Source organism: Diaphorobacter sp. JS3050, assembly GCF_013154915.1.
GTDB lineage: Bacteria > Pseudomonadota > Gammaproteobacteria > Burkholderiales > Burkholderiaceae_C > Diaphorobacter > Diaphorobacter nitroreducens.
In genome coordinates, this window is record NZ_CP053553.1 from 3,739,330 (window position 1) to 3,756,066 (window position 16,737).

16 protein-coding genes and 2 pseudogenes are annotated in these 16,737 nt (G+C 69.5%); 12 read left to right on the top strand and 6 right to left on the bottom strand.

The annotated features are described in order from the left end of the window. Positions 1-224 precede the first annotated feature (224 nt). The 3 genes from HND92_RS17780 to trxA all read right to left on the bottom strand — a co-directional run bounded on the left by HND92_RS17780 (position 225) and on the right by trxA (position 3,325). On the bottom strand, positions 225-1,343 hold the full coding sequence (locus tag HND92_RS17780; protein WP_231403305.1) for an IS630 family transposase: 1,119 nt from the start codon (positions 1,341-1,343) through the stop codon (positions 225-227). 207 nt (positions 1,344-1,550) lie between these two features. Further along, complete coding sequence (locus HND92_RS17785; RefSeq protein WP_172208827.1) at positions 1,551-2,393, bottom strand: META domain-containing protein; 843 nt, start codon at positions 2,391-2,393, stop codon at positions 1,551-1,553. A 23-nt stretch (positions 2,394-2,416) separates the two neighbouring features. Further along, positions 2,417-3,325 carry a thioredoxin gene (gene trxA, locus HND92_RS17790; RefSeq protein ID WP_172208829.1) on the bottom strand — a complete coding sequence of 303 codons (909 nt, stop codon included), beginning with the start codon at positions 3,323-3,325 and terminating at the stop codon, positions 2,417-2,419. 184 nt (positions 3,326-3,509) lie between these two features. Between trxA and HND92_RS17795 the strand changes: the two genes are divergently transcribed. The 6 genes from HND92_RS17795 (at position 3,510) to HND92_RS17820 (ending at position 8,345) form a co-directional block, all read left to right on the top strand. Then, complete coding sequence (locus HND92_RS17795) at positions 3,510-4,091, top strand: DJ-1/PfpI family protein (protein ID WP_047351538.1); 582 nt, start codon at positions 3,510-3,512, stop codon at positions 4,089-4,091. A gap of 135 nt (positions 4,092-4,226) precedes the next feature. After that, positions 4,227-4,568, top strand: coding sequence for a ribbon-helix-helix domain-containing protein (locus HND92_RS17800; RefSeq protein ID WP_103738466.1), 342 nt, complete (start codon positions 4,227-4,229; stop codon positions 4,566-4,568). 71 nt (positions 4,569-4,639) lie between these two features. Then, entirely contained in the window at positions 4,640-5,137 is a 498-nt protein-coding gene (purE, locus tag HND92_RS17805; RefSeq protein ID WP_011807019.1) for a 5-(carboxyamino)imidazole ribonucleotide mutase, read from the top strand. Further along, complete coding sequence (locus tag HND92_RS17810) at positions 5,134-6,309, top strand: 5-(carboxyamino)imidazole ribonucleotide synthase (RefSeq protein WP_011807020.1); 1,176 nt, start codon at positions 5,134-5,136, stop codon at positions 6,307-6,309. The genes purE and HND92_RS17810 overlap by 4 nt, the downstream gene beginning before the upstream one ends. An 11-nt stretch (positions 6,310-6,320) precedes the next feature. Next, on the top strand, positions 6,321-7,319 hold the full coding sequence (locus HND92_RS17815) for an L-threonylcarbamoyladenylate synthase (RefSeq protein WP_011807021.1): 999 nt from the start codon (positions 6,321-6,323) through the stop codon (positions 7,317-7,319). Between the two features lie 72 nt (positions 7,320-7,391). After that, positions 7,392-8,345, top strand: a complete 954-nt coding sequence (locus HND92_RS17820) for an SGNH/GDSL hydrolase family protein (protein WP_172208831.1) — start codon at positions 7,392-7,394, stop codon at positions 8,343-8,345. A 222-nt stretch (positions 8,346-8,567) separates the two neighbouring features. Here HND92_RS17820 and HND92_RS19445 read toward each other — a convergent pair. From HND92_RS19445 to dacB, 3 genes and pseudogenes are all read right to left on the bottom strand, one after another. Next, positions 8,568-8,672: pseudogene (locus HND92_RS19445) on the bottom strand (OmpW family protein); the annotation flags it as partial. Further along, positions 8,662-9,033 (bottom strand): annotated as a pseudogene (locus tag HND92_RS17825) (phospholipase); the annotation flags it as partial. The pseudogenes HND92_RS19445 and HND92_RS17825, both read right to left, overlap by 11 nt. Positions 9,034-9,216: 183 nt before the next feature. Then, a complete protein-coding gene (gene dacB, locus HND92_RS17830) occupies positions 9,217-10,674 on the bottom strand; it encodes a D-alanyl-D-alanine carboxypeptidase/D-alanyl-D-alanine-endopeptidase (protein ID WP_253940066.1) in 1,458 nt (485 codons plus the stop codon). Positions 10,675-10,748: 74 nt separating this feature from the next. Between dacB and tsaB the strand changes: the two genes are divergently transcribed. The 6 genes from tsaB to HND92_RS17860 all read left to right on the top strand — a co-directional run bounded on the left by tsaB (position 10,749) and on the right by HND92_RS17860 (position 16,677). Further along, positions 10,749-11,459: a tRNA (adenosine(37)-N6)-threonylcarbamoyltransferase complex dimerization subunit type 1 TsaB gene (tsaB, locus tag HND92_RS17835; protein ID WP_172208835.1), complete on the top strand. Its 711-nt coding sequence runs from the start codon at positions 10,749-10,751 to the stop codon at positions 11,457-11,459. Then, complete coding sequence (rimI, locus tag HND92_RS17840) at positions 11,456-11,932, top strand: ribosomal protein S18-alanine N-acetyltransferase (RefSeq protein WP_011807026.1); 477 nt, start codon at positions 11,456-11,458, stop codon at positions 11,930-11,932. Before tsaB ends, rimI begins: the two co-directional genes overlap by 4 nt. After that, a complete protein-coding gene (locus HND92_RS17845; RefSeq protein WP_172208837.1) occupies positions 11,929-12,699 on the top strand; it encodes a uracil-DNA glycosylase family protein in 771 nt (256 codons plus the stop codon). Before rimI ends, HND92_RS17845 begins: the two co-directional genes overlap by 4 nt. Positions 12,700-12,878: 179 nt before the next feature. Next, the gene (locus HND92_RS17850; RefSeq protein WP_172208839.1) at positions 12,879-13,373 is read left to right on the top strand and encodes a 4Fe-4S dicluster domain-containing protein; all 495 of its coding nucleotides are present in this window, start codon (positions 12,879-12,881) and stop codon (positions 13,371-13,373) included. Between the two features lie 40 nt (positions 13,374-13,413). Further along, a complete protein-coding gene (locus tag HND92_RS17855) occupies positions 13,414-15,261 on the top strand; it encodes an aldehyde ferredoxin oxidoreductase family protein (protein WP_172208841.1) in 1,848 nt (615 codons plus the stop codon). A gap of 123 nt (positions 15,262-15,384) precedes the next feature. After that, positions 15,385-16,677 carry an NAD(P)/FAD-dependent oxidoreductase gene (locus tag HND92_RS17860; protein WP_011807030.1) on the top strand — a complete coding sequence of 431 codons (1,293 nt, stop codon included), beginning with the start codon at positions 15,385-15,387 and terminating at the stop codon, positions 16,675-16,677. Positions 16,678-16,737 lie beyond the last annotated feature (60 nt).

Here is a 16,737-nt window from a genome sequence, read left to right on the forward strand (position 1 = left end):
CATCAGAACTTCTGTTTTTGTAGCGGCTGGCGCTCACCCACCAAGCGCTAGGGCCTGTTCACACTATTTTTGCCAGATGCGTTGCGATCAAAAAGGGCCAGGCGCAAGGCGCCAAACGAAGCTGGGGTGCTACCCCAGCGAGGCTTGGCAACGCCGCGAATGGCCCTTTTTGATCGCAACCCGGAGGGAACGGAGTGAAAACCGCGCCACGCGTCGTTGCCCTCCTAGTGTAGTGTTGCATTCTGTTTGGAACTTAATCGGCTATTGGCGCGGATGACCTTTTGCAGGATGTCGCGAGCGTTCTTGGTCCAGATGAACGGCTTGGGGTTGGTGTTGTGATGCGCGATGTACTCATCGATGGCCGAGACGAGTTCGGGCACGCTGGTGAACACCCCGCGGCGTAGCCGGTTCTCGGAGATGTCGCGAAAGAAGCGCTCGACCATGTTCAGCCACGATGCCGAGGTCGGCGTGAAGTGCATGTTGAATCTGGGGTGCTTGGCCAGCCACTCCTGCACAGCTGGATGCTTGTGCGTGGCGTAGTTGTCGGCGATCAGATGCAGCGTCTTGTCCTTGGGCGTCTCCCGATTGATTTGACGCAGGAACTTCAGCCACTCGATGTGGGTGTGGCGCTGCTGGCACTGGCCGATGACCTGACCGTTGAGCACGTTGAGCGCAGCGAACAAGGTGGTTGTGCCGTTGCGCTTGTAGTCGTGCGTCATGGTGGCCGCGCGCCCCTTCTTGAGCGGCAGCCCGGGCTGCGTTCGGTCCAGCGCCTGCACCTGGCTCTTTTCGTCGCAGCACAGCACCAGCGCATGCTCGGGCGGCGACATGTAAAGCCCCACGATGTCTTCGAGCTTTTGCACGAACTGCGGATCGCGCGAGACCTTGAAGCCGCGCACGATGTGAGGCTTGAGACCGTGGGCCTGCCAATGGCGCATCACGGTGCTGGCGCTGACGCCCAACTCAGCGGCCATCGTGCGCGTGCTCCAGTGCGTGGCCGCCTCGGGCTTGGTCTGTGTGGTTAGCTTCACAAGCTTGGCCACATCCACCTTCACCGGCGGTGCGCCGCGCGGCAAGTCGCGCTCGATACCTTGCAGCCCCAATTGCAGGTAGCGTTCACGCCAGCGCGCCACCTGCACGCGCCCAATGCCAAGCTGCTCGGCAATATCCTTGTTTTGCAGCCCCTGCGCGGCCAGCAGCACGATCTGGGCGCGCTGGGCCAATCTGACGCTGGTGCGCTTGGAGCGCGCCAGCCGGCTCAGCTCGCTTTCCTCTTCATCCGTCAACACAATCGTCGGGGCAACTCGCAATTTTTCACTCCAATGCAAACCGTAGTAGAGCATTGGAGCGTGGTTGCTCAATTAAGTTTCATTAAGAATCAAACACTACACTAGCCAAGGCCCCGGCCTTGGCGTCGTCACGCGCCTAGATTGGCGCGGTTTTCACGCCATTCGCACTGGCAAAAATAGTGTGAACAGGCCCTAGAGGCCAATTTCCTTCATGCACCCGCATCAACCACGGCGAACGCCGCGGCATGGGTCGCAGCGCACTCACTGGGGTTGCATGGGTGGCTCGTCGTCCTCGGGCCGCGGCGCGCCCCATTCCTCGGCCACGAAGCGCAGCAGGGGCGTGCCGTCCTCGCCGCGCAGCTCCAGCGTCCGGCCTTGCTGCCGGTAATACGCCACCGCGCCCAGGCGCTGGAAGAAGGCCGGCTCCGATCCACCGCCCGCAAGGCACAGGCGCAGGGATGCGCTCATGCGGGACAGCCGCAGTTGCCCGCCCTCTTGCACGTACTGCCCCACGAAACGGTTGCACCCTCCCGAACCGCTCACGCGCCCCGCATCGCGCTGCAGCACCAGATGGGCCGCGGCCTGCCCCTCGGCTGGCGCGTCCACGGGCGCATCGTCCACCACCTCCACGAGTTTCCAATAGGTCTGGCGCAACGGCACGGATGCGGCCGCCGTGGCTTGCAGCGCTGGCACGCGCGCCAGGATGACGTCCACATGGCGGAAGGCCGGATCGATCAGCACCGGGTGCACGCGGGGTGTGTCCAGCAGCAGGCGCCCCTGCTGCATGACCGCTGCGCGCACCTCGTAGCGGCCTTGGGCGTGGACGTCCACCTGGCGGTAGGGAATGCGCAGCATGTAGGGCAGCGGGCCGGCCGGGTCGATGCGCTGGCGGCCCAGCACCCGCGGCGGATAGCCCTCGCGCGTCACGTCCACGAGCGCTGCCTCGAACAGCGCGTCGGGCGGCACGTAAAGCCGCTCGCGCGAGATCACGGTGCCGGAGATCTGCGCATCGGGGCCCGGGGCCGTGGCGCAGCCGGCAAGCCACGCGGCGGCCAGCAGCAGCGCCGTCCGCCCGGCTGCGTGCAACGGCTGCAGTCCCGCCACCGCGCGCCCGCCTCCGGCGTGGGTCAGCTCAGCACCACGCTGGACAAGCGCCGCCGGTAGCTGGCCACCACCGGGTCCTCGGGCGGGATCTGCCCGTCGGCCACCTTGACCTTCGGGGGCTCGATGATCTCCAGCACGGCCACGTAGGCCTTGCGCGCGGCATCGTCGTTCCAGGCCTTGTCGCGCATGAGGATTTCCAGCAGCTCGTCCATGGCCTCCTGCCAGCGCTGCTGGGCCATGAGCCAGCGTGCGCGTGCAAAGCGCGTCTCGAAGTCGCGCTTGTTGGCCGCAATCTTTGCATCAAATTCAGCTCCAGCGCCCGCCCCATAAGCGCTAGAAGCTACGAAATCAAGAGCATCCATCCACGCCTTGAGCGCCCCCAGGCGGCGCGAGACCTCGGCCTTGGCGATGACCGGCGCGAAGGCCACCTTGGCGTCGTCTTCGCGGCCCAGCTGCAGCAGCAGCTTGACGTAGTCAAAGCGCGCGTCGTCGTTGGCCGGGTCGGTGGCGACGGCGTGCTGCAGCTTTTCCAGCGCACCCTCGGTATCGCCCTCGGCGAGCGCATCCAGGGCTTCCTCTTCCTGCTCCTCGGCCTGCAGCTCCTCGGCGCTGGGCACATGCTTGTCCAGGAAGGCGCGCAGTTGGCTCTCGGGTTGGGCGCCCATGAAGCCATCCACGGGCTGGCCATTCACCATCAGCACGCAGGTGGGAATGCTGCGGATGCCGAACATGGCGGCCAGCTGCTGCTCCTGGTCGGAGTCGATCTTGGCCAGGGTGAAGCGGCCGGCGTATTCCACTTCCAGCTTCTCCAGCACCGGGCCCAGCGTCTTGCAGGGGCCGCACCAGGGTGCCCAGAAGTCCACCAGCACGGGCACTTGCATCGAGGCGGCAACCACCTCGGTTTCAAAATTCTCTAGGGTGACGTCGATCATGTGTAGCGGTCCCGGTAGTGCGGCGCACGGCGCCGGTCAATGGTGACGGGGATTCTGCGGCAAATTTCGCGCGCCACAGGTACAAGCCCGCAGGGCCCCTTGTAGTAGCGGGTTAATACCTGCCGCACCTGCAGGCTGCCCACAATGGTCTGTACCCCAGCCACCCACAGCAAAGGAGACTCCCATGGCAGGCAAGAAGATTCTGATGATCTGCGGCGACTACTGCGAGGACTACGAGACCATGGTGCCGTTCCAGGCGCTGCAGGCCGTGGGCCACACGGTGCATGCGGTCTGCCCGGGCAAGAAAGCGGGCGACCACATCAAGACGGCCATCCACGACTTCGAGGGCGCACAGACCTACAGCGAGAAGCCCGGCCACAACTTCACCCTGAACGCCACGTTCGCGGACGTCCAGGCGCAAAGCTACGACGCGCTGGTGATCCCCGGCGGGCGCGGCCCCGAGTACCTGCGCAACGACGCTGCCGTGTGCGCCGCCGTGCGCCATTTCTTCGAGGCGGGCAAGCCTGTGGCCGCCGTGTGCCACGGCGCCCAGCTCCTCGCGGGTGCCGGCGTGCTCAAGGGCCGCACCTGCTCGGCCTACCCCGCCTGCCGCGCCGAAGTGGAACTGGCCGGCGGCCGTTACGCCGACATCCCCGTGGACCAGGCGCACACCGAGGGCAACCTGGTCAGCGCGCCCGCGTGGCCCGCGCATCCCGCGTGGATCGCACAGTTCCTGGCGCTGCTGGGCACGCGCATCACGCTCTGAAGGCAAAAAGGGCTGCAGCGCTCACCCATCAAGCGCGAGCAGCTATCATTTTGAAAGCACCTACCTCCTGACTTGACGGCGCCGGCGGAGGGCCGCACCATGGCCCGCCGTCCCCACGCCCGAAGGAGTTCCGCCGTGTGCCAGGTCTTCATCAGCGCCGACCCACAGCTCTACGCCTACCGCGCCCGCTCCGTGCGGCTGCACGGGGTGGCCACGAGCATCCGGCTGGAGAACCTGTTCTGGCAGGTGCTGCAGGAGATCGCCGCGCGCGACGGCTACAGCCTGGCCCAGCTGTGCACCAAGCTGTACGACGAGCTGGTGGCCGAGCACGGCGCGGTGGACAACTTCACCTCGTTCCTGCGCGTGTGCTGCACGCGCTACCTGGCGCTGCAGCTGTCCGGCGAGATTCCGCGCGACGCGCGCGTGCCCGTCCGCTCGATCACGCTGGGCGCCAGCGCCGCCCTGCTGGCGCATTGACCCCCGGGCGCGCGCACAAAAAGTAAAATCGCGGGCTTCACCCCCGGCGAGCGCACCGCGCGCACCCCCACATGAACCCCATCCAGATCGGCGTGGTCATGGGCTCCAGCAGCGACTGGGAGACCATGCAGCACGCAGTTGCCATCCTCCAGCAATTCGGCATCGCGCACGAGGCGCAGGTGGTCTCCGCCCACCGCATGCCCGACGACATGTTCCGCTACGCCGAGGCCGCGGCCGGCCGGGGCCTGAAGGCCATCATCGCGGGCGCCGGCGGCGCCGCGCACCTGCCCGGCATGATCGCCGCCAAGACCACCGTGCCGGTGCTGGGCGTGCCGGTCGCCAGCCGCCACCTGCAGGGTGTGGACTCGCTGCACTCCATCGTGCAGATGCCCAAGGGCGTGCCCGTGGCCACGTTCGCCATCGGCGCGGCCGGCGCGGCCAACGCGGCGCTGTTCGCCGTGGCGCTGCTGGCGGGCGAGAACCCGGCGCTGCGCGAGCAGCTGGACGCCTTCCGCGCCGAGCAGACCGCCGCCGCGCGCGCCATGACGCTGCCGCCGGTGTCCGCATGAACGAGCGCCAGACCGTGATCCTGCCCGGCGCCACGCTGGGCGTGCTGGGCGGCGGGCAGCTGGGGCGCATGTTCGTGCACGCGGCCCAGGCCATGGGCTACTTCACCGCGGTGCTGGACGAGGACGCGGCCAGCCCCGCCGGCCTGGTGAGCCACCACCACATCCGCACCGGCTACGAAGACCCGCAGGGCCTGGCCACGCTGGCCCGCGCCTGCGACGCCGTGACCACCGAGTTTGAAAACGTGCCCGCCGCCGCGCTGGACACCCTGGCGCGCAGCCTGCCGGTGTCGCCCGCCGGCAGCGCCGTGGCCATCGCCCAGGACCGCGCGCGCGAAAAGGCGCACTTCGTGCAGTGCGGCGTGCCGGTGGCGCCGCATGCAGTGATCGAAACCGCCGCGCAGCTCGCCGCCGTTCCCGCTGATCTGCTGCCGGGCATTCTGAAAACCGCCCGCATGGGCTACGACGGCAAGGGCCAGGTGCGCGTGGCCACGCCCGCCGAGTTGGCCGGCGCCTGGGAGCAACTGGGCCGCGTGCCCTGCGTGCTGGAAAAGATGCTGCCGCTGGCGCACGAGTGCTCCGTCATCGTCGCGCGCGGGCGTGACGGCACCGTGGTGCACCTGCCCGTGCAGCGCAACCTGCACCGGGACGGCATCCTGGCCGTGACCGAGGTCTACGAAGGAAATCTGCCTCCAGCGCAGACCAGTCAAGCGCTGATAGCTGCGAAATCAGTAGCAAACGGTCTGAACTACGTGGGCGTGCTGTGCGTGGAGTTCTTCGTGCTGCAGGACGGCACGTTGGTGGTCAACGAGATCGCCCCGCGCCCGCACAACAGCGGCCACTACAGCCAGAACGCGTGCGACGTCTCGCAGTTCGAGCTGCAGGTGCGCTGCATGACCGGCCTGCCGCTGGTCCAGCCGCGCCTGCACAGCCCCGCCATCATGCTCAATCTGCTGGGCGACCTGTGGTTCACGGGGGACCAGCCCGTGGCGCCGACTGCCCCCGCGTGGGATGCGGTGCTGGCCCTGCCCGGCTGCCACCTGCACCTGTACGGCAAGGTGGAGGCCAAGCGCGGCCGCAAGATGGGCCACCTGAACATCACCGGCACCACGCCCGAGGCGGTGCGCGCCACGGCGCTGCAGGCGGCGGCCCTCCTCGGCATCGCGCCGTTCTGAACGAGGCCCGCATGATTCTGGATGGACGCCTGGACGCCTCGGTGCAGGCCGCCGCGCAGGCCCTGGCGCGCGGCGAACTGCTGGGCCTGCCCACCGAGACGGTGTACGGCCTGGCGGCCGACGCCGACAACGACGCGGCCGTGGCGCAGATCTTTGCCGCCAAGGGACGCCCTGCCAGCCACCCGCTGATCGTGCACGTGGCCGACGCCGCGGCCATCACCCGCTACGCCAAGGAAGTGCCGCTGTTCGCGCAGCAACTCATCGACGCCTTCTGGCCCGGCCCGCTCACGCTCATCCTGCCGCGCCTGCCCCACGCCGCCGTGGCCTCCACGGGCGGGCAGGACAGCGTGGGCCTGCGCTGCCCCGCGCACCCCGTGGCCCATGCGGTGCTGCAAGCCTGCCAGCGGCTGGAGCCCCCCGTGTGGGGCGTGGCCGCGCCCAGCGCCAACCATTTCGGCCGCGTGAGCCCGACCACCGCGCAGCATGTGGCCGAGGAATTCGGCGACGACCTGCTGGTGCTGGACGGCGGCGCCTGCACCGTCGGTATCGAGTCCACCATCATCGACTGCACGCGCGGCGTGCCCGTGCTGCTGCGCCCCGGCGCCATCTCGCGCGAAGACGTGCAGCGCGCCTGCGGCCAACGACCGCTATCGAAAGAAGAGCTTCCAGCACTGACCCCGCGGGCTTCAGGCACACTTTTAGCCCATTACGCCCCAACGGCGCGCGTGCGCCTGATGGACGCCAAGCAGCTGCAGGCCGGACTGGATGTGCTGGGGGCGGACGCGGCCCACATCGCCGTGTATGCACGCGCGCCGCTGCGCGCGGCGTCGTCGAAGATCCTTGTGCGGCGCATGCCCGATGACGCCGCCGCCACCGCGCAGCAGCTGTTCGCCGCGCTGCGCGGCTTCGACGAGGCCGGGGTGAAGCTGATCTGGATCGAAACGCCGCCCGATGCGCCCGCATGGGAAGGCGTGCGCGACCGCCTGCAGCGCGCCGCGGCCGCGGGCTGACGCGCCTACATCAAGCTACAAGCCTTGTCCGCACCCTCGTTACACTCTCGCCCACTTCAATCGGAGAAATACATGGCAGCAAATTGGATGCGCCGCACTTTCGTGGCCGCCGCCTGTGCATCGGCCGCGCTGCTCGCGGCCTGCGGTTCCAGCAGCACTGAATCGGCAATCTCGCCCCAGCGCTTCATCGCCTTCGGCGACGGCCTGGCCGACGTGGGCCAGAAGGGCTCCAGCTACACGATCAACGACGGCAGCATCAACAACTGGATGCTGCGCATCTCCTCCAACTACGGCGGCACCTTGAAGCCCGTGTCGGCAGGCGGCTTGAGCTACGCGCAGGGCAATGCCCGCGTGACGGCCACCCCCGACGCCGCCGGCAACGCCGCCACCCCCACGGTCACGCAGCAGATCGACCAGTTCCTGGCTGCCAACAAGTTTGCCGACACCGATCTGGTGATGCTGAGCGCCGGCGTGAGCGACATCATCACCGGCATGGCCGCGGTGCAGGCCGGAACGCTCACCGAAGAGCAGTACGTGGCTGCCGCTGGCAAGGCAGGCCAGGAGCTGGCCGCGCAAGTGCGCCGCCTGTCGGACGCGGGCGCCAAGCACATCCTGATGACCGGCACCTACGACCTGAGCCGCACACCCTGGGCCAAGGCCATCAAGAAGGAAAGCCTCATCAGCAGCGCCAGCCGCCGCTTCAATGACGACCTGCTGGTCAACATCGTGGACATGGGCAAGACCGTGCTCTACGTGGACGTGGCCTACTACGTGAACCTGTTCGAGGGATCGCCCGGCGGGTACGGCTTCACCGACAGCAGCACACCCGTGTGCACGTCGGTGGACGCAGGCCCGGGCATCGGCATCGGCGCGGGCGAGGTGAACTCCGCGCTGTGCACCACCGCCACGCTGCTGCCCAACGCCAACCCGGACCGCTTCCTGTTCGCCGACAAGGTGTACATCACTCCGGCCGCGCACCGCGAATTCGGCAACTACGCCTACGACCGCCTGCGCAACCGCTGGTAAGCAAGCACGCCGCCCGCGGGGCACCCGCCGGCGGCCACACCGGTGCTGCGCCGGCCAGCCACGGGGGCGCATCCGCCCCCGTTCGCTCCCCTGATCGTCAGAGCCCCCAAAAAAAGAGGCCAGCTCCGCAAGGAGCCGGCCTTTCTCAAGCCTCGGAGACGAAAACCTGGGGCACTTCGCGCACCCCGCGGCGCGCCCCCTCCCTCGGCGCCTGGGGCGCTCTCAGAACCGGTAGCCCACCCCCACCGCCACCACGTTGGGGTTCAGCCGCATGCCGATGCTCTGGCCGCTGGACAAGTGGGCCGTGGTCTTGAGGAAGCTCTTGTAGGATGGACACGGGCGAGGTGGGCGCCGTGAAGTTGTTGATGCGCCCGCCGCCTACCGCGTAGTTCGTGCAGTCGGCCTTGGCGCTGAAGCTGCCTCCCGCGGACACATAGTGCGGGCACAGCGTGCGGCCATAACTGGCGGCCACGCGCTCGGGCCAGATGGCCGTGGAGCCCGCGCCCGTAGGGGCCGTGCCCTGGACCGTGAACTTCAGCCCGAAGGTGCCGCTGTCCGCCAGGCTGTCGCCCATCACCTTGACTGCGGTGACCGCCGCGGCGGGCGTGGTGTCGGCGCCGCCGCCCCCGCAGGCCGCCAGAACGGCGGCGGAAACGGCAACGGCTACCCACTGCATGCGTGGTTTCATCAGGAACTCCTGTTATGAATAGAACGAACGTTCGTTTTTTTCAGGAATATTACCGATGAAGCGCGACAGGCCGTCTGCGGGTAAATACCAACATCGGAGGCATCCCGCCGCGCCGCGGGCAGCACGACACGTCTGCCGGTGGGCCGGCCCAGGCGGTCGATGGCGGACGGCGGCTGCGCCGGCTCAGCGGTCGCTCGCGGCCCAGTCCACCAGCGCGTCCAGGGCGGGTCGTGCCGCGGAGGCATTTGGGTGGTTGACGAAGCCCACCAGCACATAGCGCCGGCCGCTCGCGGCATGCACATAGCCGGCCAGCGCCACCACGTCGCGCAGCGCACCCGTCTTGAGGTGCGCGAAGCCCGCAGCCTGGCCCTGGCGGCGGCGCAGCGTCCCGTCCACCCCGGCAATGGGCAGCGATGCCATGAATTCCGGCATCACCGGCGACGCCCAGGCGTGCTGCAGCATGCGCGCAAGCGCCCGCGCGTTCACGCGCGCCTCACGGCTCAAGCCGGCGCCGTTGTCCACCACCGGCATCTCGGCGGCGCCCAGGCGCTGGCGCCACCACTGTGCGAGCACGCTGCGCGCCTGGTCGAAGCTGCCTGCGCCGGCTTTTTGCAGCCCCAGCGTCAAAAACACCTGCTGCGTCATGACGTTGTTGCTGTACTTGTTGATGTCGCGCACCACCTCCGACAACGGCGGCGAGGTACTGCCGAATGCCGGCGCCAGCCCCGCGGGCACCTTGCCGTCGCGCACGCGGCCGGTGAGCTTGCCGCCCAGTTCGCGCCACATGCCTTCCACCGCGCGCGCCGCGTAGCCGCCCGGGTCGGCCGGTGCGATGGACCACTCGCGTTCGCCGCAGGCCGCCGGGTACACGCCTTGGAAGGCGATGCGCGCAGGGTCCGCGAAATCCGCCCGCAGCCCTGCACGCCAATCGCCGCAGGCCCCGCCCTGCGCCGCCAGCGGCACGGTAGCGGGCAGTTCCACCTGGGCCAGCGGCGGCTCATAGCGCAGCCGCGCCACGCCGGCCGCCAGATCCGGCACGAAGCCGATGGACACCGCCTTGTAGTTGAGCAGCAGCGCGTCGGGCGCGGCGTTGTAGGGGCGCCAGGGCTCGCCGTCGAACAGCGCCGGATCGTGCGCCGGCAGCGCGAAGGCGCTGCGGTCCAGCACGATGTCGCCCAGGATCACCTCGACCCCCGTCGCACGCAGGCGGCGCATGAGCAACCACAGGCGCTCCACCACCAGCTTGGGGTCGCCCTGCCCCTTGATGTACACGTTGCCGCGCAGGCTGCCGCCCTGGGGCGCGGCGTCCAGGTACACGTGCGTGTCCCAGGTGAATGCCGGCCCCAGCAGGTCCAGCGCCGCATACGTCGTGACCAGCTTCATGACCGAGGCCGGGTTGGCGGGCGCATCGGCGCGGTGGGCCAGGCGCGGCTGGCGCCCCTCGACTTCCACCACCAAGGCGGAGAGTGCTTCGCGCGGCACCTTGGCGCGCTGCAGCGCGGCCTCGACCGAAGGGGGCAAGGTCGATGCATCGGCGGGCACAGGCTGGGCGCCCGCCCAGGGCGTCAGGAAGGCCAGGGCCAGCGCCCACCCGGCCGCACAGCGCAGGCGGCGGGCCTGCCCAAGGAAAGAAAACGACATGGCGGCGAGTTTAGGGGGCGCCATGGCCGTCCGCCCCGCCATGGCTTGGCGCGCAGCCGATAATCACGCCCTCCATGAACTTGCTTGCCTTCGACACCAGTACCGACGCGCTGTCCATCGCCGTGCAACACGGCGCGCGCGTGTGGCAGCACAGCGGCGCCGGCGGCGCCCAGGCCTCGGCCACGCTGATTCCGGCCATCCGCGACCTGCTCGCGCAGGCCGGACTGTCGTTCGATCAGCTGGATGCCGTGGTGTTCGGGCGCGGCCCGGGCTCGTTCACGGGGCTGCGCACCGCGTGCGCGGTGGCCCAGGGCCTGGCCTTTGGCGCGCGCGGCGGGCAGGGCGTGCCCGTGCTGCCGGTGGACACGCTGCTCGCCGTGGCCGAAGAAGCCCGCGCGCAGCACGGCTGCACGCGGGTGGTGGCGACGCTGGACGCCCGCATGAACGAGGTCTACGCGGCACCCTTTGAGTGGCAGGCCGACGGCCGCTGGCAGGTGCCGCAGGACTTCCAGCTGCTGGCGCCCGAGGCCCTGGCCGTGGCGGATGGCTGGACGGTCGCCGGCAATGCCCGCGCCGCCTACGGCGAGCGCCTCGCGCCGCAGGCCCCGCACATGCACGCCCTGCCTACGGCGGCGGCCCTGCTGCGGCTGGCACCGGCGCTGATGGCGGCGGGCGCGGGCGTGGCGGCCGACGCAGCGCTGCCGCGCTACATCCGCGATAAAGTGGCGCAAACCACCGCCGAGCGAGAAGCCGCCCGCCAGGCCGCGCCGGCCCCCCAGACATGAGCGCCATCGTCCAGCCCCCCCACGCCTTCGAGGCCGCCTTCGAGCCGCTGACGCCCGCGCGGCTGGATGCGCTCCTGGCCATCGAGAACAGCGCCTATAGCCATCCCTGGACACGCGGCAACTTCATCGACGCCATGGCCGCCGGCTACCAGGCCCAGTTGCTCGTGGCCGATGGACAGATCCTGGGCTACTTCGTCGCCATGCGCGGCGTGGACGAGGTGCACCTGCTCAACATCACTGTGGCGCCCGCCTTCCAGCGCCAGGGCTGGGCCCATGTGATGCTGGACGCGCTGGCCGTGTGGGCGCGCGGCCAGGGCGCGCAATGGCTGTGGCTGGAGGTGCGCGCGAGCAACGAGCGCGCGCGGCGCATCTATGAAGTCCACGGCTACCGCCGTGTGGGCGAGCGCAAGCGCTACTACCCCGCCGCGGACGGCGAGCGCGAGGACGCCGTGGTGATGAGCCTGCTGCTATGAGCCTGTCCCTGGACGCGCGCCAACGCGCCATGCTGCAAGAGATGGGCGTCACCGTCTGGGCGCCGCCGCCGGCACGCCCGCTGCCGCCCCGAGTGGCCGCGCCTGCGCAAGCGGAAGCGGAAGCGGCCATCGCATCCGCCGCCGCGCCCACGCCAGTGCTGCACGCGCAACCTACGCCAGCCGCCCCGCGCCAGCCCGCGCATGCCGCTGCCCCTGCCGCACCCGCGTCCGAGCCGCGCACGGCCGGCGCCGCGCCCACCGGCCTGCTGCTGCGCGCGCCCGTGGCGCTGTACCCGCAGGCCGACCCCCAGGCCGTTCCGCCCGAGCTGGGCGCCGGCTGGCTGGTGGTGCTGGAAAGCCCCACGCCGGCCGAGCCGCTGGCGGGCGACAGCGGCCGCCTGCTGGACAACATGCTGCGCGCCATGCGCCTGCACCGGCACCCGCGCACCTTCGTCGCCACGCTGAACCGGCACGCGCCGGGCCTGACCGCCGAGGGGTTGGAGCCCGCCGCCGGCCTGCAACAGGCGCTGCAGACGCTGCGCCCCTCCCTGGTGCTGGTGCTGGGCCTGGGCGCGGCGCGCGTGGTGCTGGGCAGCCGCGAGCCCCTGGGGCGCCTGCGCGCCACCGCGCACCACCTGCCAGACGGCACGCCCGCCGTGGTGAGCTACGACCCGGCCTACCTGCTGCGCGCACCCGATGCCAAGGCCGCCGCCTGGGCCGACCTGTGCCGGGCGCTGGCCCTGGTGCGGCGCAGCACCGCACCCTGACCCGCCGCGACCGAACGGCCCGCCCGGCACGCGCCTGGCGGGGTACGGCGCGCACCCCATACCCGACGCGGGTTTCCCCTCTGCAAGTCCCCTCCCCTGGGCTGCCTACAATACCTATGCAAATCTTTTCATAGGCAAGGCGTCCCCTGCCCTGGGCGCCGGTACCCAAGGAGACATTCATGCAAAAGGTGTTGCACATCAACGCCGACAAGTGCACCGGCTGCCTGCAGTGCGAGATGGCCTGCTCTTTCGAGAACTACGGCGTCTACGCCACCGCCAAATCGCGCATCAAGGTGTTCGACTTCCACACCACGGGCAAGAAGGTGCCCTACACCTGCACCCAGTGCGACGAGGCCTGGTGCCTGCACGCCTGCCCGGTGGAGGCGATCACGGTGGACAAGCTGAGCGGCGCCAAGATCGTGTCCGAGTCCACCTGCGTGGGCTGCAAGGTCTGCACCATCGCCTGCCCCTTCGGCACCGTGAACTACGTGGCCGACACGGGCAAGGTGCAAAAGTGCGACCTGTGCCACGACCGCGCCGAGGGCCCGGCCTGCGTGGAGGCCTGCCCGACCACGGCCATCACCTACATCGACGCCAACTGGACCGGCCTGGAGCGCATGAAGCAATGGGCCGACAAGCTGGGCAATCAAGCCAATCAGCCCGCCAGCGCTTGATACACAAGCGCTGACAGCTATCTAATTAGGAGTACACATCATGTCCTGGGCTGGCAAGATTTTGCGCGTCAACCTGAGCGCTGGCACCGTTACCCCCGAGCCGCTGAACATGGACTGGGCACGCCAGTACCTGGGTTCGCGCGGCCTGGGCACCAAGTACCTGGTCAGCGAGATCGACCCCCAGGTCGATCCGCTGTCGCCAGACAACAAGATCATCTGGGCCACCGGGCCGCTGACGGGCACCATGGCATCGACCGGCGGGCGCTACACCGTCATCACCAAGGGGCCGCTGACGGGCGCCATCGCCTGCTCCAACTCGGGCGGCTACTGGGGTGCCGAGCTGAAGATGGCCGGCTGGGACATGGTCATCTTCGAGGGCAAGTCCCCCAAGCCCGTGTACCTGTACATCAACGACGACGTGGCCGAGCTGCGCGACGCCGCCGACATCTGGGGCAAGAGCGTGTGGGAGACCGAGGAGCACCTCAAGACCACGCTGCAGGACCCGCTCACGCGCATCTCCGGCATCGGCCGCGCGGGCGAGAACCAGGTACTGTTCGCCGCCGTGGTCAATGACCTGCACCGCGCCGCGGGCCGCTCGGGCGTGGGCGCGGTCATGGGCAGCAAGAACCTCAAGGCCATCGCCGTGCGCGGCACCAAGGGCGTGGGCAACATCCGCGACCCCAAGGCCTTCATGGCCGAGACCTTCGCGCGCAAGAAGATCCTGCACGACAACGCCGTCACCGGCCAGGGCCTGCCCACCTACGGCACGCAGGTGCTGATGAACGTGATCAACGAGGTGGGCGCCCTGCCCACGCGCAACCACCGCGACGTGCAGTTCGAGGGTGCCAAGGACATCTCCGCCGAGGCCATGGCCACGCCGCGCGCCAGCGACGGCAAGAAGCACCTGGTGACCAACCAGGCGTGCTTTGGCTGCACCATCGCCTGCGGGCGCATCAGCAAGATCGACGAGACGCACTTCACCGTGGTCAACAAGCCGCAGTACTGGGGCGCCAGCGGCGGCCTGGAATACGAGGCCGCCTGGGCCCTGGGCGCGGCCAACGGCGTGAACGACCTGGAATGCCTGCAGTACGTGAACCTGCTGTGCAACGAGCAGGGGATCGACCCCATCAGCTTCGGCGCCACCGTGGGCGCGGTGATGGAGCTGTACGAAATGGGCGTGCTCACCCGCGAGCAGATCGGCATCGAGGCGCCCTTCGGCTCGGCCAAGGCGCTGGCCTTTCTGGCCGAAGAAACCATCCACGGCCGCGGCTTTGGCAAGGAGGTGGGCCAGGGCTCCAAGCGCCTGTGCACCAAGTACGGCCACCCCGAGCTGTCCATGTCCTCCAAGGGCCAGGAGTTCCCCGCCTACGACGGCCGCGCCATCCAGGGCATCGGCCTGGCCTACGCCACCAGCAACCGCGGCGGCTGCCACCTGCGCGGCTACACCATCGCGTCCGAGATCCTGGGCATCCCCGTCAAGACCGAGCCCACGGCCACCGAGGGCAAGCCCGAGCTGGTCAAGGCCTTCCAGGACGCGACGGCGGCGTTTGACTCGGCCGGCGTGTGCATCTTCACCACCTTCGCCTGGAGCCTGCCCGACCTCGCCCCCCAACTGCAGGCGGCGTGCGACGAAGGCTTCACGGTGCCGGAGCTGGAGAAGATCGGCGAGCGCATCTGGAACATGGAGCGCGAGTTCAACAACGCCGCCGGCTTCACCAAGGCCGACGACAGCCTGCCCCGGCGCCTGCTGACCGAGGCGGCCAAGACCGGCGGCTCCAAGGGCACGGTGAGCCACCTGCCCGAAATGCTGCCCAAGTATTACGCCGTGCGCGGCTGGGACCCCGAAGGCCGGCCCACGCCCGAAACGCGCGCGCGCCTGGGACTGTGAGGCCATCTGCCGCGGGCCACGGCAGGGGCCCGCCCGCGGCGCAAGGATAAAAGGCAAATCGGCATGCAGCGCTTACCTATCCTGCGTTAGCAGCTATCAATACTGCAGCAACCGAGCATCCCTATGCACCACCTGATCCTCGGGGCCGGCCCGGCCGGCGTCATCGCCGCGGAAACCCTGCGCAAGCATGCGCCGGGCGACCGCATCACCCTCGTGGGCGACGAGGCCGAGCCGCCCTACTCGCGCATGGCCATCCCCTACCTGCTGGTGGGCGACATCGACGAGCGCGGCACCTACCTGCGCAAGCGCGCCGACCACTTCGCACAGCAGCGCATCGACCGCCTGAGCGCGCGCGCCGCGGGCGTGGATGTGCAGGCCCGCACCGTCGCGCTGGAGGGTGGCGTCACGCTGGGTTTCGACCGGCTGCTCATCGCCACCGGCTCCCACCCCGTGCGCCCGCCCATCCCCGGGCTGGACCTGCCGGGCGTGCAGACCTGCTGGACGCTGGCCGATGCCCGTGCCATCGCCGCGCGCGCCCGGCCCGGCGCGCGCGTGCTGCAAATGGGCGCGGGCTTCATCGGCTGCATCATCATGGAGGCGCTGCAAAAGCGCGGCGTGCAGCTCAGCGTGGTCGAGATGGGCGACCGCATGGTCCCGCGCATGATGGGCGCGGTGGCCGGCGGCATGATCCGCGACTGGTGCGAGCGCCAGGGCGTGCAGGTGTTCACGGGCCACAAGGTCGAGCGCATCGACCGCGCACAAGGTGAAGGCAGCGGCGACGCGCTGCGCGTGCACCTGTCGGGCGGCAGGGTGCTGGATGCCGACCTCGTCATCAGCGCCACGGGCGTGCGCCCGGCCATCGGATTTCTGGCGGGCAGTGGCGTCACCTGCCTGCAGGGCGTGTTGACCGACGAGCGCATGCAGACCAACGTGCCCGGCATCTATGCCGCGGGCGACTGCGCCGAGGCGTTCGACCCCTTCACGCGCAAGACCGTGGTCAGCGCCATCCAGCCCAACGCGGCCGAGCAGGCGCGCGTGGCGGCGCTCAACATGCTGGGGCTTCCCGCGGCGCTGGCGGTGGTCACGCAGATCAACGTGCTGGACACGCTGGGGCTCATCTCCACCAGCTTCGGCAACTGGCAGGGCGTGCCCGGCGGCGAACAGGTGGCGCTGACCGACGCGGCGGCCGGCAAACACCTGAGCCTGCAGTTCGAGGGCGACCGGCTCATCGGCTGCAACTCCGTGGGCATGACGCAGCACGTGGGCGCCATGCGCGGCCTGGTGGAAGGCCAGGTGCGCCTGGGCCCCTGGAAGGAACACCTGCGCCGCGACCCCACGCGGCTGATGGAGGCCTACCTGGCCTGCGCCCAGGGGCAGGGCCACTGGAGCGGCGCACAGGACGCGCGCCGGCGCTGAGGCCAGGGAATTTGCTATGCTAAAAGTAGCTGTCAGCGCTTATCCCACAAGTGCAAACGG